15 protein-coding genes are annotated in these 14,668 nt (G+C 67.8%); 9 read left to right on the top strand and 6 right to left on the bottom strand.

Features of this window, described 5'->3' with window-relative positions; all coding sequences use genetic code 11:
- Positions 1-59: 59 nt before the first annotated feature.
- Together LFT44_RS18275 and LFT44_RS18270 are read left to right on the top strand one after the other, a co-directional pair.
- Complete coding sequence (locus LFT44_RS18275) at positions 60-671, top strand: phosphoribosylanthranilate isomerase (RefSeq protein ID WP_236799855.1); 612 nt, start codon at positions 60-62, stop codon at positions 669-671.
- Between the two features lie 147 nt (positions 672-818).
- On the top strand, positions 819-1,235 hold the full coding sequence (locus LFT44_RS18270; RefSeq protein ID WP_236799854.1) for a YccF domain-containing protein: 417 nt from the start codon (positions 819-821) through the stop codon (positions 1,233-1,235).
- On the opposite strand, the gene LFT44_RS18265 is transcribed toward LFT44_RS18270, so the two are convergent.
- From LFT44_RS18265 to LFT44_RS18255, 3 genes are all read right to left on the bottom strand, one after another.
- Positions 1,232-1,615 carry a VOC family protein gene (locus LFT44_RS18265; RefSeq protein WP_236799852.1) on the bottom strand — a complete coding sequence of 128 codons (384 nt, stop codon included), beginning with the start codon at positions 1,613-1,615 and terminating at the stop codon, positions 1,232-1,234. The genes LFT44_RS18270 and LFT44_RS18265 overlap by 4 nt on opposite strands.
- A 105-nt stretch (positions 1,616-1,720) precedes the next feature.
- On the bottom strand, positions 1,721-2,530 hold the full coding sequence (locus tag LFT44_RS18260; protein ID WP_236799850.1) for a 2-phosphosulfolactate phosphatase: 810 nt from the start codon (positions 2,528-2,530) through the stop codon (positions 1,721-1,723).
- On the bottom strand, positions 2,527-3,396 hold the full coding sequence (locus LFT44_RS18255) for a DUF4031 domain-containing protein (protein ID WP_236799848.1): 870 nt from the start codon (positions 3,394-3,396) through the stop codon (positions 2,527-2,529). The genes LFT44_RS18260 and LFT44_RS18255 overlap by 4 nt, the downstream gene beginning before the upstream one ends.
- Before the next feature lie 118 nt (positions 3,397-3,514).
- On the opposite strand from LFT44_RS18255, the gene LFT44_RS18250 reads away from it, so the two are divergent.
- The 5 genes from LFT44_RS18250 (at position 3,515) to clpB (ending at position 9,521) form a co-directional block, all read left to right on the top strand.
- Positions 3,515-3,925 (top strand): TOBE domain-containing protein, encoded by a 411-nt coding sequence (locus LFT44_RS18250; RefSeq protein ID WP_236799847.1) that lies wholly within the window; start codon positions 3,515-3,517, stop codon positions 3,923-3,925.
- Positions 3,922-4,752, top strand: a complete 831-nt coding sequence (modA, locus tag LFT44_RS18245) for a molybdate ABC transporter substrate-binding protein (RefSeq protein WP_236799845.1) — start codon at positions 3,922-3,924, stop codon at positions 4,750-4,752. The genes LFT44_RS18250 and modA overlap by 4 nt, the downstream gene beginning before the upstream one ends.
- Before the next feature lie 14 nt (positions 4,753-4,766).
- Complete coding sequence (locus tag LFT44_RS18240) at positions 4,767-5,651, top strand: ABC transporter permease (protein WP_442863786.1); 885 nt, start codon at positions 4,767-4,769, stop codon at positions 5,649-5,651.
- On the top strand, positions 5,648-6,706 hold the full coding sequence (locus LFT44_RS18235; RefSeq protein WP_236799843.1) for a sulfate/molybdate ABC transporter ATP-binding protein: 1,059 nt from the start codon (positions 5,648-5,650) through the stop codon (positions 6,704-6,706). The genes LFT44_RS18240 and LFT44_RS18235 overlap by 4 nt, the downstream gene beginning before the upstream one ends.
- A gap of 172 nt (positions 6,707-6,878) precedes the next feature.
- On the top strand, positions 6,879-9,521 hold the full coding sequence (clpB, locus tag LFT44_RS18230; RefSeq protein WP_236799841.1) for an ATP-dependent chaperone ClpB: 2,643 nt from the start codon (positions 6,879-6,881) through the stop codon (positions 9,519-9,521).
- 43 nt (positions 9,522-9,564) lie between these two features.
- On the opposite strand, the gene LFT44_RS18225 is transcribed toward clpB, so the two are convergent.
- On the bottom strand, positions 9,565-10,245 hold the full coding sequence (locus LFT44_RS18225) for a septum formation family protein (RefSeq protein ID WP_236799839.1): 681 nt from the start codon (positions 10,243-10,245) through the stop codon (positions 9,565-9,567).
- A 271-nt stretch (positions 10,246-10,516) separates the two neighbouring features.
- Here LFT44_RS18225 and LFT44_RS18220 point away from each other — a divergent pair, with 271 nt between their 5' ends.
- Positions 10,517-10,750, top strand: a complete 234-nt coding sequence (locus LFT44_RS18220; protein WP_142135039.1) for a DUF3073 domain-containing protein — start codon at positions 10,517-10,519, stop codon at positions 10,748-10,750.
- Between the two features lie 216 nt (positions 10,751-10,966).
- Entirely contained in the window at positions 10,967-11,740 is a 774-nt protein-coding gene (locus LFT44_RS18215) for a VOC family protein (protein ID WP_236799838.1), read from the top strand.
- Positions 11,741-11,812: 72 nt separating this feature from the next.
- On the opposite strand, the gene purM is transcribed toward LFT44_RS18215, so the two are convergent.
- Both purM and purF read right to left on the bottom strand, forming a co-directional pair.
- Positions 11,813-12,958, bottom strand: a complete 1,146-nt coding sequence (purM, locus tag LFT44_RS18210) for a phosphoribosylformylglycinamidine cyclo-ligase (RefSeq protein WP_236799836.1) — start codon at positions 12,956-12,958, stop codon at positions 11,813-11,815.
- A complete protein-coding gene (gene purF, locus LFT44_RS18205; RefSeq protein WP_236799835.1) occupies positions 12,955-14,625 on the bottom strand; it encodes an amidophosphoribosyltransferase in 1,671 nt (556 codons plus the stop codon). The genes purM and purF overlap by 4 nt, the downstream gene beginning before the upstream one ends.
- Between the last annotated feature and the right edge of the window lie 43 nt (positions 14,626-14,668).

The following is a 14,668-nucleotide window of genomic DNA, read 5'->3' as shown; positions in this document are numbered from 1 at the left end:
CCGGTCCCTGCTACTCTCCTGCGGGGGGTCAACACGAAAACAGCCTGAAGGAGCCGGGAATGTTCGTCAAAGTGTGTGGTCTCAGCACGCCCGAATCGGTGCGCGAGGCAGTGGATGCCGGTGCGGACGCCGTGGGTTTCGTGCTCACGGCCAGCCCCCGGGTGGTCTCGCCGTCGCAGGCGGCTTCGTTGCTGGCAGGGGTCCCCAAAACCGTCTCCCCGATCGGGGTGTTCCGCGACGAACCGGTGGCCGACGCCATTGCCATCGCCCGGGCAGCGGGCCTGGAATGGATCCAGCTGCACGGCAGCCGGTCCCGCGCGGACGTGAAAACCGTGCACGACGCCGGCATGAAGCTGATCAGGGCCATCACCATGGGTGCCGCCCAGGATGATTTCGAGGACTGGGGCGAGGACCTGCTCCTGATTGATGCAGCGGTGCCCGGATCCGGCGAGTCCTGGGACTACGCCTCCGTGGCTGCGCTGCCCGCGCTGCAAGGGCGCAACTGGCTGCTCGCCGGTGGACTTGAACCCGGGAACGTGGGCCAGGCATCGGCAGCCGCGCATGCCTGGGGTGTGGATGTTTCCTCTGGCGTTGAAGTATCCCGGGGCGTGAAGGACCTGGCCAAGGTCCGCGCCTTCGTGCACGCTGCCAAGGACGCCGCCACGGTCTAGGTGGGCTGCCAGGGCTGGGCTGGCAGGGCGGCAGCCCCAAGTTCCGGCCACCGGATCGGGCAGGATCCCTGGGCACGAACCAGTATCAGGGCAGGATCAGGGGAGTCCCCCACCCTTTTGTCGGAGGGACGGGGGCACAATGGGTGCATGAAGACACTTCTGAACATCATCTGGCTGGTTTTCGGCGGCCTGTGGCTTGCCTTGGGCTATTTCCTGGCGGGTGTGGTCTGCTGCCTGCTGATCGTCACCATCCCGTGGGGCATTGCCTCGTTCCGGATCGCCGCCTACACCCTGTGGCCCTTTGGTCGAATGGTGGTGGATAAGCCCGGCGGCACCGGTGTCTTCTCGCTGCTGGGCAATGTGATCTGGCTGCTGGTGGCCGGAATCTGGATCGCCATCGGGCACGTGGTCACGGCGTTCGCCATGGCCATCACCATCGTCGGCATTCCGCTGGCCATCGCCAACCTGAAGCTAATCCCGGTGTCCCTGATGCCGCTCGGCAAGCAGATCGTGCCCACCAGTACCCCCTTTGTGAGTACCTACCCCGTCAGGACCTACCGCTAGCCGCCTTCGCCGGGCCTCAGGGCGCGAAGCACGCAGAACTCGTTGCCGTCCGGGTCAGCCATGACCACCCACGTGGCGGCCGCGCCCTGTCCCACGGAGACCTGGCGGGCACCCAACTTCTCGAGCCGGGCCACTTCAGCATCCTGGTCCTCGGGCCGGAGATCCAAATGCAGGCGGTTCTTGAGCTCTTTCCGTTCGGGGACCCGCAGGAAGAGCAAATCGGGCACCACGCCGTCTTCCTTGCTGCCCGCCGGCGGCTCCAGCACGACTTCGTCATCCTCCTCATGGGTGCGCCGCCACCCCAGCGCCTTTTCCCAGAAGGCTGCCGGAATCCCGGGCTCGGTCGAATCAACGGCGATGGCTTGGATGCGCAGGCTCATCCGTGCAGTTTTGCACAGCTGCAGGGATTCCTGAACTCTCTCCCGGCGACGGTGACGGCGCCCGTCCCGGGCCTGCCGCGGCGGGTCTGCGGGTTAAGCTGTTCCTCAAAGCTGCCGGAATGCCCCGTTCCGCAGGATGGCCACCGAATCGCTTTGGTCCAGTTCCGCGGCGATGTCAGCGTCCCCGGCGTAACCGGCCCCGGACAGCTCCCGCCCGCTGGAGCATTGCTGCAGCATCTCCCGCAGGCGCGGTTCTGCGGATTCGTAGACAGCCATGGCCGCTACGGCTTCCGGTGCATAGCCGTGCCGTCCGTCACCGGCTTCATACCCGCCCTTGCCGGCAGCCACCAGCCCGGCGATGAACGCACCGGCTCCGATCTGGTCCTCGACGGCGGGGCGAAGTGTGCCGTCCGGCCAGCGTTCACCGGCGGCCACCACCGCCACCACCGCGTCGCCTGGAAGATTGGCGGCCACCCACTCCGCCGTGGCCGCCGCGTTCCGCAGGCATACCGCGGCCATCAGGGGAACCTCCCCCGCAAGCGCGTGGCACAGTTGCGAACCGTTGGGGGACGGCAGCACCACTCTGTCCAGTCCCTCCGCATCTCTGAAGCTTGTCGGGGACAGGCTCAGCCCGCCGCCGTCGCGCGGCCCCGCCAGCTGCGCCTGGTGGTGGGCAGCGAAGTCTTCCGCGCCGGTGTCCCGCCACCGGTAAGGGAAGACTTCCGCGCCCCGGTCCAGCGCCACGCTGACGCACGTACTGAAGGACAGCACGTCCACCACCACCGCAATATCCGCCCCGGGCGCCACCGTCAATGCCCCGGCGAGCCCCCAGTCCAGCCGGACCGTGAACGGGAGTTGCCGGTGCGCGGCATTGGCGGAGAACGTGTGCCGCGGGCTGGAGCCGGGCGCGTTCACGTCAGTTCGCTTTCCAGGTTGCGGTGCGCCGCGTCCAGCCACAGGTCCCGGGCGCGCTCGTGGTGGAAGAGCGGGTCCAGTTCCAGCAGTTGGCGCACGACGGCGGCCCTGCCGGCGGCGAAGTCGGCGTCACCGATGTGCGCATAGTCCTTCCGTACGGCGGCAACATACCGGGCGTAGTCCTCCGGCTCCCCACCCAGGACGGACAGGTCCGCGTCGCAGAGGAGGGCTCCGTCGTCGTCGCCTGGTTCCGGCCGGTGGTCGGATGTCAGCCGGACCAGCCGCGCCGTCTCCGCCACCTCTTCCTCCGGCAGGCCGGCCTCGGAAAGGCGTTTCTCGGCAAGCCGTGCGGATTCCTCCTCATCCTCGCCGGCGGCGCCGCGGTACACGGCGTCGTGGAACCAGGCGGCCAGCAGCACGGACCGCGGCGCCTCGTCCGGTTCGGTGAGCAGGTCCAGCGCCTCCAGGACCGAGAGCAAATGCGTGCAGCCGTGATAGTGGCGGTGTGGTTCGCTCCACCGGTCCAGCAGGTCCAGGAACAGTGCGTCATGGCCCGGCATGATGGCTTCCCACCGGTTCAGGAGCGGGACCTTCAGTGCCTTGTTCCGCCGCCGGGCCGGGATGCGCAGTCCGCTCGCGATGAGCCTGCGGACCAGCACCCTGGCCTCCACGGACACCGCGCCGGCCGCCACGAGCTCCTCGAAGCGGCGTTCCGGTACGTCGTAATGGTCGCCGTCGAAGGCCCGCTCCGGGATCCCGGCGGCGGCAGCGAAGGCATGCAGCTCGTCCAGGGAAGCGTCCGAGACCAGGTGTGAGAAGTGGGTTCCGTGTGCAGGCCACAGCGGCGGGTCGATGTAAATGGCCATGGAAGCGAGTCTAGTGCTGCGGTGTGTCCGGAAGCCTGGGGTCCACAGGACAGGCTCAGCTCCTCCTTTGCGCCCTAATGCTGTTTCTGCTGCCGCATTTGCGGACTAGGATCTGTCCATGGCCCTTATCCGCGTTTCCGAAGCCGCCCGGTTCCTTGGCGTGAGCGACGATACCGTCCGCCGCTGGACCGAGAACGGAACCCTCAACCCGCTGCGCGACGGCTCGGGCCGGCTCGCGGTCGACGGGCTGGAACTGGCGGCCCACGCGCAGAAGCTGGCCCAGCTCCCGGATGACCCCAAGCGCGGCAACAGTTCCGCGCGGAACCGCTTCGTGGGCCTGGTGACCAACGTGATCACGGACAAAGTGATGGCGCAGGTGGAACTGCAGTGCGGACCCTTCCGGGTGGTGTCGCTGATGAGCAGCGAGGCGGTCCGCGAACTGGGCCTCGAACCAGGCGCCGTGGCCACCGCCGTCGTCAAGGCAACAACTGTCATCATCGAGGCCCCGAAAGGGAAGGGCACGGCATGATCAGGCAGGACATCCCCTTCCTGAGGCCCCGCTTCTGCGCCGCGCTGCTTGCCTTGGGTATCCTCCTGCCGGCTTTGCTCGCCGGATGTGGCGCGCAGGCCGGCAATGCCCCGGATGCCGGCGCCACGCCAAGCGGCACCGTCACCGTTTTTGCCGCAGCCTCCCTCAAAGCCACCTTCACCGAGCTCGCCCGCACTTTCGAAGCGGAATACCCGGGAACACACGTGGCCCTGAGCTTCGCGGGGTCCTCGGACCTGGCCGGCCAGCTCAGCCAGGGTGCACCGGCGGACGTCTTCGCATCAGCAGACACGGCCAACATGAAGAAAATGCAGGACGCGGGCCTCGCGGACGGCACGCCGAAAGACTTTGCCACCAACACCCTGGCCATCGCCGTGCCGCCCGGCAACCCGGCCGGAATCGCCTCGCTGCAGGACCTGGCCCGGCCGGGCATCAAACTGGTCACCTGCGCCCGGCAGGTTCCGTGCGGTGCCGCGACGGCCAAGGTGGCTCAGGCCGCGGGGCTTACCCTGAACCCGGTGAGCGAGGAGAATGCCGTCACGGACGTCCTGGGCAAGGTCACTTCCGGTGAGGCCGACGCCGGGCTGGTCTACGGCACGGACATCACGGCCGCCGGTTCCAGCGCGAAAGGCATCCCGTTTCCGGAAGCTGCGGGTGCAGTCAATACCTACCCGATCGCGGGTGTCGCCACCGGCCGGAACAAGGCCACCGCCAGGGCCTTCCTAAGCCTGGTCATCGGTCCGGAAGGCCAACAGGTCCTGGCCGCGGCAGGGTTCGGCCCGGCCGGCGAGGGTGCGGGCAGCAAGTGACGCAGCAAGGGAAGGTGGCCCGGCAGCAGGGAAGGCCTGCGGCGCGCCCGCGCACCCAAACCAGCGCGTACTCGGGCATCCCCGGCTGGGTGCGGGCGCTGGCCGTCGTGGCTGCCGTCGTCGTCGTGCTCCCGCTGCTGGCCATGGTGCTGCGGGTGGACTGGGCCCATTTCATTCCGCTGGTGACGTCCGGCCCGTCGCTGACGGCGCTGGGGCTGAGCCTGCGGACTTCGGCCGCGAGCACCCTGCTGTGCATCGTTTTGGGCGTCCCGTTGGCCCTGGTCCTTGCACGGGACACGTTCCGCCTGCAGGGCCTGCTGCGCTCGCTGGTGCTCCTGCCGCTGGTGCTTCCCCCGGTGGTGGGAGGCATCGCCCTGCTCTACACGTTCGGCCGGCAGGGGCTGCTGGGGCGGACCCTGGAAGTGCTCGGCCTGCAGATCGCCTTTTCCACCACGGCTGTGGTCCTGGCGCAAACGTTCGTGGCGCTGCCCTTCCTGGTGGTGAGCCTGGAAGGCGCGTTACGGACCTCCGGGTCCAGGTACGAGGCGGTTGCCGCAACCCTGGGAGCCCGCCCGGTCACCGTCTTCCGGCGCGTCACGCTGCCGCTCGTCCTGCCCGGACTGGCCTCCGGCGCCGTCCTCTCCTTCGCGCGGAGCCTGGGAGAATTCGGCGCCACGCTGACTTTCGCGGGCAGCCTGCAGGGGGTGACCCGGACCCTGCCGCTGGAGATCTACCTGCAGCGCGAAACGGACCCGGACGCCGCCGTCGCCCTGTCCCTGGTGCTGGTGGCGGTGGCCGTGGCGGTGGTTGCCCTCGCCTACCGGCGCCCGGCAGCGGGCCGCGCCGGATCAGGACAACGCACGACGGCGGCTGCTCCGGCAGGAGGGAACGCACAGTGACGCTGTCCTTCCAGGCAGCCGTGGCCGGCCGGGGGTTCGACGTGGCCCTGACCGTCCGGCCGGGCGAAACCGTCGCCGTCATGGGACCCAACGGCGCCGGTAAATCGACCCTGCTGTCCAGCATTGCCGGCCTGCTGCGGCCGGACAGCGGCCGGGCCGAACTCAACGGCAGGACGCTCTTCGACCTCGATGGGGCACAGCACACCTGGTCGCCGCCGCACGACCGCGGCACGGCCCTGCTCGCCCAGGAACCCCTGCTCTTTCCCCATCTGAACGTCCTGGAGAATGTCGCTTTCGGGCCCCGCAGTGCCGGCGTGTCCAGGCGGGAGGCCAGGGAGCAGGCCCTGCGGCTGCTGGCGGACGCCGAAGCGGACCATCTTGCCGCGCGTCGTCCTGCCGAGCTCTCGGGCGGGCAGGCCCAGCGCGTCGCCGTGGCCCGGGCGCTCGCCGCCGACCCGGCGCTCCTCCTGCTCGACGAGCCGCTGGCCGCCCTGGACATCCACTCCGCCCCGCTGCTGCGCCGCCTGTTCAAGCGCGTCCTGGCCGGGCGGCAGGCCATTATCGTCACCCACGACGTACTGGATGCGCTGATGCTCGCGGACCGCGTGGTGATCCTGCAGGACGGCAAGATCGCGGAGGAGGGACTCACCCGGACCGTCCTGGAGCGCCCGCGAAGCTCTTTCGCCGCCGGGCTTGCCGGGCTGAACTTCGTTGCCGGCACCCTCGACGGAACCGGGGTCCGGACCGATGGCGGCCTCAGGGTCACCGGCCACGACGACGAACCCGGCCACCTGCACACGCCGGGCGGTTCCGGCGTCGCCGTCTTCCCGCCGTCGGCCGTTTCCGTGTTCCTGACGGACGCACATGGAAGCCCCCGGAACTCGCTGGCTGTCACCATCACCGATCTGGAGCCGCACGGCGACCAGATCCGCGTCCGCGCCGGAAGCCTCGCCGCGGATATCACGCCTGCCGCTTCCGCGGACCTGGGCCTCGTCCCGGGCATGACGGTGCACTTCGTGGTGAAGGCTGCCGCCGTGTCCGTGTACGGAACCTAAGGGCCCTGAACACAGGGCCGGAGCCGGTTCCCGGGAGGCCCCCGGTTCCTAAAAGGTCCTCGGGCTCTGGACAGCCGTTTCGCCTTGGGCAAACATGGCTAGTGGACCTCGCCGTTCAAAGTTGAGCGTAGTAGACTCAACTTAGTCAACAAGCCCCCGAAAGGAGCTCTCTTTGGACGTCAAATTCACCACCAAGAGCCAGGAGGCTCTTTCCGCCGCCGCAATGAACGCCTCGACGGCCGGGAACCCCCAGGTGGAACCGGCCCACCTCCTCAAGGCCCTGATGGACCAGCGGGAGGGCGTGGCCGTTGCGCTGCTCCGTGCGACCGGGGCCGACCCCGACGCCGTCAGCGTCCAGGCCAGCAGCGCCATCAAGGCCCTGCCCGCAACGTCCGGCGGCTCCAGCCAGCAGGCCCAGCTGTCCCGGCCTGCGCTGCAGGCCATCCAGCACGCCAAGGAGGAGGCTGACCGGCTGGGCGATTCGTTCGTGTCCACCGAAGTGCTCCTGGTGGGCCTGTCCGCCGGCAATGACGCCGCTGCCCGCCTGCTGCGCGACGCCGGTGCTTCCCGCGAAGCCCTGCTCGCCGCGCTGCCCGGCGTCCGCGGCGACCGCAAGGTGGACAGCCCGGACCCGGAAAACACCTTCCAGGCTCTTGAGAAGTACGGCACCGACCTGACTGCCATGGCCCGCGCCGGCAAGCTGGACCCCGTGATCGGCCGCGACTCTGAAATCCGGCGCGTGGTCCAGGTCCTGTCCCGGCGCACCAAGAACAACCCGGTGCTCATCGGTGAGCCCGGCGTGGGCAAGACCGCCGTAGTGGAAGGCCTGGCGCAGCGGATAGTGGCCGGGGACGTCCCGGAAAGCCTGCGCGGCAAGACCCTGATCTCCCTGGATCTGGGTTCCATGGTTGCCGGCGCCAAATACCGTGGTGAGTTTGAAGAACGGCTGAAGGCGGTGCTTGAGGAAATCAAGGGCTCCGATGGCCAGATCGTCACCTTCATCGATGAGATCCACACCGTGGTGGGGGCCGGCGCCACCGGCGACTCCTCCATGGACGCCGGCAACATGCTCAAGCCCATGCTGGCCCGTGGCGAGCTGCGGCTGATCGGTGCCACCACCCTGGACGAGTACCGCGAGAACATCGAGAAGGACGCGGCTTTGGAGCGCCGCTTCCAGCAGGTGTACGTAGGTGAGCCCAGCGTGGAGGACACCATCGGCATCCTCCGCGGACTGAAGGAACGCTACGAGGCGCACCACAAGGTGTCCATCGCCGACTCCGCGCTGGTGGCAGCGGCCACGCTCTCCAACCGCTACATTTCCGGCCGGCAGCTGCCGGACAAGGCCATCGACCTGGTCGATGAGGCGGCTTCACGCCTCCGCATGGAAATCGACTCCGCCCCGGAGGAAATCGACCAGCTCCGCCGGCAGGTGGACCGCCTCACCATGGAGGAACTGGCCCTGAGCGGCGAATCGGACCCCGCGTCCGTGGAGCGGTTGGCCGCACTCCGTGCCGACAAGGCGGACAAGGAAGAGGAACTCTCCGCGCTGAATGCCCGGTGGGAAGCCGAGAAGGCCGGCCTCAACCGCGTAGGCGACCTGAAGGCCAAGCTGGATGAGCTGCGCTCCGCCGCTGACAAGGCCCAGCGCGAAGGTGACCTGGAGACGGCTTCGCGGATCCTCTACGGCGAAATCCCGGCGCTGGAACGCGAGCTGAACGCCGCCGCGGAGGCCGAGGCTGCCGTCACGGACAAGCCGGCGCAGATGGTGGCGGAGGAAGTAACCGCGGAAGACATTGCAGAAGTCATCTCGGCCTGGACGGGCATCCCCGCCGGCCGGATGCTGCAGGGCGAAAGCCAGAAGCTGCTGCACATGGAGGAGGAGCTGGGCCGGCGCCTGATCGGCCAGGCCAAGGCCGTGCAGGCAGTGTCGGACGCCGTCCGGCGCGCGCGGGCCGGCATCAGCGACCCCAACCGCCCTACCGGTTCGTTCCTGTTCCTGGGCCCCACCGGCGTGGGCAAGACCGAGCTGGCCAAGGCCCTGGCTGACTTCCTGTTCGACGACGAGCGTGCCATGGTGCGCATCGACATGTCCGAGTACAGCGAGAAGCACAGCGTGGCCCGCCTGGTCGGGGCGCCTCCGGGATACGTGGGCTACGAGGAAGGCGGCCAGCTGACCGAGGCCGTCCGCCGCCGCCCGTACTCCGTGGTGCTGCTGGACGAGGTGGAGAAGGCGCACCCCGAGGTGTTCGACATCCTCCTGCAGGTGCTCGACGACGGCCGCCTCACCGATGGGCAGGGTCGCACCGTGGACTTCCGCAACGTGATCCTGGTGCTGACCTCCAACCTGGGCAGCCAGTTCCTGGTGGACCAGTCGTTGAACGCCGAGGCCAAGCGCAACGCCGTGATGGCCACCGTGAACGCGTCCTTCAAGCCGGAGTTCCTGAACCGGCTCGATGAAGTGGTCCTGTTCGACGCCCTTACGGTGGAGGAACTGGCGCACATCGTGGAACTGCATGTGGCGGAACTGGGTCGGCGGCTGCACGAGCGGCGGCTCACCCTCGATGTCACCGACGGCGCCAAGGCATGGCTGGCGTTGTCCGGCTACGACCCCGCCTACGGCGCCCGGCCGCTGCGCCGCCTGGTGCAGCGCGAGATCGGCGACCGGCTGGCCAAGGCCATCCTGGCGGGCGAGATCAGCGACGGCGACACAGTCCTGGTGGACACCGCGCCGGACTTCGGCGAACTCACCGATTCCAGCGTCGACACGCTGACCGGTGCCCCGAGCTCAGGGCTGTCGGTGCGTCGGAAGGACTAGCCTCGCGCTGCGGTTTGGGTGTGCTGCCCCGGCAGGCTCTCTGTCAGGGCAGCACACTTGCGTTGATCACGTTGCCGCCGTCGGCCGCGACGTAGCAGTCCACCCGACGGTCGCCTGATCCCCAGCTGGTGGTGCTGGGGTAACTGCGCTGGTAGTTGAGCGGGAACTGCTTCGCCGCCGGGCTGAGCTTTGCTGCCTGGCAGACCTCCAGCGCTTTTGCCTTGAGCGGGTCCGCACCCGGATACTCGGCGTCCTGCGGGTAGTGCAGGGTGGCCACCAACTGCGCCGAATGGGGCGTGTCACAGGCCACCACCGTGGACGTCAGCGCCTGCGGGTCGAAGTCCTTGAAGCAATCACCAACGGCGTACGCGGCGGGTGCCACCCCTTCCCGGGGGAGGGGCTGGGGGCTGGCGGGCGGAGTGACGGCGGTCTGCAGCACACCCGGCGCAGCGGTTTTCGGCGCCTGGACGCCAGGGGAAGAGCCGAGCCACACGACAAGCCACACCAGCGATCCCGCAACCGCCAGGATTACGACGACGAAAAACGCCTTCCAGACGGCCGGCCGCCTGTTGGCGCGCTTTTCCAGGGCGGGCTCGTGGGGCGTTTGGGACCAGGTGACGGATTCCGGCGCAGGAGCTGACGTGCCGCTTCCGTTAGGGATCTTAGGCAGGCTTCCGGTGCGCGGCGGCGAGGACGGTTTTGGCGGGAGGTCCTGCTGGTTCACGGGTGCGCATCCTCCTGGTTTGGTTCCGCGGCTCGCCAACGGCCGGATAATATCCGGCAGTTCTTAGGTGACTCTACCGAAGAAAAATGCCGGAATCCCGCGGGTGGGAGTGCGTCATGGTACCCCACCGGGCCGTGCGGGCCTCCAGGCGGCAAGCGGGGCCCGCCGAAAGCATGTAATCTAGGTGTACGACAAATTGACCAAACATTCCGGGGCCTCACCGATCGCCAAGGTGACCACCTCCGGTCCAAGTACAAAAGGGGGTCACGCCATGGGGCGCGGCCGTCAAAAGGCAAAAGCTACCAAGCAGGCTCGGGACATCAAGTACTACTCCCCGAACACTGACTACTCGGCACTTCAGCGTGAGCTGACGGGCCCTGCCAGTCGTTCAACGAGCCGTTACTCGAATGAGCCGGTCGAACCGGACTATTCGGCTTATGTGGATAAGTACGCGGATGATTTGGATGACGATGACGACGAGGTTGACCACCGTCGCATCGGCTAGTTGTCGCAAGCCCGCCGTGGCTCTGGCCCGGCTGCTGTGGCGCTCAAGCACAGACTGATCCCGCAGGAATGCGGACGCAGGTAATGTGCGGGAACTCCTTTTTGATACCCGGTTCGGGTGACCGCTTACAGCGCGAAGCCCGCTGCCACCCCGGATTACCGGTGCGGCAGCGGGCTTTCCGTGTTGCTTCACGGACCGGATTGGTAACCTGACCGGATGACTGTTCGGACCACGTACGCCAACGGCGAGCCCTGCTGGGCGGATCTGCAGACCCCGGATGTTGCCGCCGCCAAAGACTTCTACGGCCGTATCTTCGGCTGGACCTACCAGGACTTTCCCACCCCGGATGGCCGCAGCTACGCGCAGGCCTTCGTGGGCGGAGAGCTGGTATCCACGATCGCACCGCAAAACCCCCTCCAGTTGGAGGCCGGCACTGCCGCAAAGTGGAACATCTACTTCTCCGCCAAGGATGCCGCGGACGTGCTGGAAGAAGCACGCCACACCGGCGGCACTGCTTTGTTCGGCCCGGAGCCGGTGGGCGATACGGGAGTGCTTGGCTTCCTGGCCCCTCCCGGCGGTGGAACCACCGGGATCTGGCAGCCCGGAACGCACTTCGGAAGCCGCTTGTTCAACGAGCCCGGTGCGCTTGCCTGGGCGGAACTGTTCACGCCCGAGCCCCCGGCCGCCGTCGGCTTCTTCCAGCAGCTGTTCGGGCATGAGGTCACCGAGTATCCCCAGGACGACGGCGGCAGCTACAGCACGCTGCTCATCGACGGCAGCGAGGTGGCCGGCGTCGTTCCTGCCGATGAAGGCGAGCAGGCCGACTGGCAGGTCTATTTCGGCGTGGCGGATGTTGCAGGGGCGGCAGCGGCGGCCCAGGCAGCAGGCGGCGAGGTCCTGGTAGAGCCGGACGAATACCCTGTCGACGGTTCACTGGCCACCATAAGGGATCCCCAGGGCGGAGTGCTCAACCTGATCCAAGTCGATTAAAAACATCGAGTGCTGAGTACTTGTCGTTCCCAGGCGTGAAAACGACAAGTACCCAGCAATGGATGGAGGGTTTTAGGCGTAGGCGTTGACCAGGCGGACCGCTCCGCCGTCCACGCCCTTGGCGCCCTGCACGTAATCGGGGCCGGACTTGTCGATCGAATCGGAGTCCGCGGTGACGGTACCCATGATCCAGGACGGCAGCCCGCGCTCGTTGAGGCGGGCCACGGCGGCATCCGCTGCCTCGGGGGACACGATGGCCACCATGCCCACGCCGAGGTTCAGCGTGCGCTCCAGGTCGGCCAGGGGGACGTTGCCCAGTTCGGACACGAGCTTGAAGATGGCCGGCAGTTCCCAGGTGGCGCGGTCAACCGTGGCCACCAGGCCCTGCGGCAGGACACGGGCCAGGTTGGCGGCCAGGCCACCGCCTGTCACGTGGCTGAAGCCGTGCACGGCCGCGCCGGCGCTGACCGGGAAGGTGCGGGCAAGGTCCAGGCAATCGGCCGCGTAGACGCGGGTCGGCTCCAGGAGTTCCTCACCCAGGGTGCGGCCCAGTTCCGAGACCTGGCGGTCCAGCGCCCAGCCGGCATGGTTGATGACGCGGCGGACCAGGGAGTAGCCGTTGGAGTGCAGCCCGGAGGAGGCCATACCGATCACCACGTCCCCGGCGCGGACCCGGTCCGGACCCAGCAGCGCGTCGGCCTCCACTACGCCGGTGGCTGCACCGGCAACGTCGTACTCATGCTCGCCCAGCAGGCCGGGGTGCTCGGCGGTTTCGCCACCCACCAGGGCGGTGCCGGCTACGGAGCAGGCGGAGGCGATGCCGCGGACGATGTCGGCGATGCGCTCCGGGACAACCTTGCCGCAGGCGATGTAGTCGGTCATGTACAGCGGCTCGGCGCCCACCACCACGATGTCGTCCACCACCATGCCCACCAGGTCGAATCCGATGGTGTCGTGGATGTCCATCGCCTGCGCGATGGCCACCTTGGTGCCCACGCCGTCGGTTGAGGTGGCCAGCAGCGGCTTCCTGTAGGTCAGCAGCCTGGAGACATCGTAGAGGCCCGCGAAGCCGCCCACCCCGCCGATCACCGAGGAGTTGTGGGTCGCCTTGACGGCATCCTTCATGAGCTCGACGGCGCGGTCCCCGGCTTCAACGTCCACGCCGGCGGAGGCGTAGGTGATGCCGGAGTTTTCTGCGGCGGGGCTGGCGGAGGTCATACGGAATCCTTCTTGTCGGCGCTGGTGGCGGCGTGTACGTCGGGCACGAGGTCGGCTTCGGTCAGCAGGTTCTCGAATTCGGAGTCCGGGCCCGGATCGCAACCGGTGGCACCGGACTTTTCCGCGGGATCCTCGGTGGCGTCAACGGCCAGGGCGGCGGTTTCACCGGGGAGCGCGGACGGGGAAGGCTTCAGGCCGCCGAGGTCCGTGCGCTCCAGCAGGTTCTTGCCCAGCTTGTCCGCATCGGGAAGCTTAATGGGGTATTTGCCGGTGAAGCATGCGGTGCAGAGGCGTTCGCGCGGCTGCCGGGTGGCCCCGATCATGCCGTCCTCTGTGATATAGGCCAGTGAGTCGGCGCCAATGGCCTGGGAGATCTCTTCAATGGTGGCGCCGTTGGCGATCAGCTCGGCCCGGGAGGCGAAGTCGATGCCGTAGAAGCAGGGCCACTGTACCGGCGGGGAGGAAATCTTCACGTGCACGGCGGCAGCTCCGGCTTCCCGGAGCATCCTTACGATGGCCCGCTGGGTGTTGCCGCGGACGATCGAGTCATCCACCACGACAACGCGCTTGCCGCGGATCACCGATTCCAAGGCGTTGAGCTTGAGCCGGATGCCCAGCTGGCGCAGGGTCTGCGACGGCTGGATGAAGGTGCGGCCCACGTAGGAGTTCTTGACGAAGCCGTGGGCGAAAGGGATGCCGGATTCCTCGGCGTAACCGACCGCCGCCGGGGTGCCGGACTCCGGTACGGGGATGACGATATCCGCAACCTGGGTATTTTCCCGGGCCAGCTGGCGTCCCATCTCCACCCGGGATTCGTACACGGACCGCCCTGCTATGGCGGCGTCCGGGCGCGCAAGGTACACGTACTCAAAAACGCAGCTCGCCGGCGTCGGCTCCGCGAAGCGCTTGGAACGCACCCCGTCCTCGTCGATGGCGATGAACTCACCCGGCTCGATCTCGCGGATGAAGCTGGCACCCACGGTGGCCAGGGCGGACTGTTCGGACGCGACGACCCAGCCGCGCTCCAGCCGGCCCAGGACCAGGGGGCGGATGCCGAAGGTGTCGCGCGCCGCGTAAAGGGTTCCTTCATCCATGAAGACGAAGCAGAAGCCGCCTTTGATCTTGGGCAGCAGTTCGGTGGCGGTTTCCTCGAGCGTCTTGCCCGGCTCGCCCTCCAGCAGGGCGGTGACCAACGCGGTGTCCGAGGTGTTGCCCTGCTTCATTTCACCGGTGAGATGACCGCCGTTGCGTTCGGTGATCATGGCGTTGAGTTCCACGGTGTTGGTCAGGTTGCCGTTGTGTGCCAGGGCAACCGTGCCAGTGGCCGTGGCGCCGAGCGTGGGCTGTGCATTGGCCCAGTGGCTGGCGCCGGTGGTGGAGTAGCGGCAGTGGCCCACAGCCAGGTGCCCGGTCAAGGTGTTCAGGGTGGTCTCGTCGAAGACCTGGGAGACGAGGCCCATGTCCTTGTAGACGTTGATCCGTTTGCCGTCGCTGGTCGCTATGCCAGCCGACTCCTGACCGCGGTGCTGCAATGCATACAGCCCGTAATAGGTAAGTTTTGCTACTTCCTCACCCGGTGCCCAGACGCCGAAGACGCCGCAAGCGTCCTGGGGGCCTTTTTCGCCGGGGAGAAGATCATGGGAAAGTTTTCCATCGCCGCGTGCCACTGATCGATTATCGCACGATATGGGGTATGTCTTTTCCGGCCAC

The organism is Arthrobacter sp. FW306-05-C (genome assembly GCF_021801725.1).
Lineage (GTDB): Bacteria > Actinomycetota > Actinomycetes > Actinomycetales > Micrococcaceae > Arthrobacter.
This window is presented reverse-complemented; position numbering and strand designations above follow the sequence as displayed.

Bases quoted from the DNA above. Each gene is read 5' to 3' on its own strand.
- LFT44_RS18250 (WP_236799847.1), top strand. From the start codon at position 3,515: ATGGCCCTTATCCGCGTTTCCGAAGCCGCCCGGTTCCTTGGCGTGAGC.
- LFT44_RS18265 (WP_236799852.1), bottom strand. From the start codon at position 1,615: ATGAGCCTGCGCATCCAAGCCATCGCCGTTGATTCGACCGAGCCCGGG.
- LFT44_RS18215 (WP_236799838.1), top strand. From the start codon at position 10,967: ATGACTGTTCGGACCACGTACGCCAACGGCGAGCCCTGCTGGGCGGAT.
- LFT44_RS18220 (WP_142135039.1), top strand. From the start codon at position 10,517: ATGGGGCGCGGCCGTCAAAAGGCAAAAGCTACCAAGCAGGCTCGGGAC.
- LFT44_RS18255 (WP_236799848.1), bottom strand. From the start codon at position 3,396: ATGGCCATTTACATCGACCCGCCGCTGTGGCCTGCACACGGAACCCAC.
- purM (WP_236799836.1), bottom strand. From the start codon at position 12,958: ATGACCTCCGCCAGCCCCGCCGCAGAAAACTCCGGCATCACCTACGCC.
- LFT44_RS18275 (WP_236799855.1), top strand. From the start codon at position 60: ATGTTCGTCAAAGTGTGTGGTCTCAGCACGCCCGAATCGGTGCGCGAG.
- LFT44_RS18270 (WP_236799854.1), top strand. From the start codon at position 819: ATGAAGACACTTCTGAACATCATCTGGCTGGTTTTCGGCGGCCTGTGG.
- modA (WP_236799845.1), top strand. From the start codon at position 3,922: ATGATCAGGCAGGACATCCCCTTCCTGAGGCCCCGCTTCTGCGCCGCG.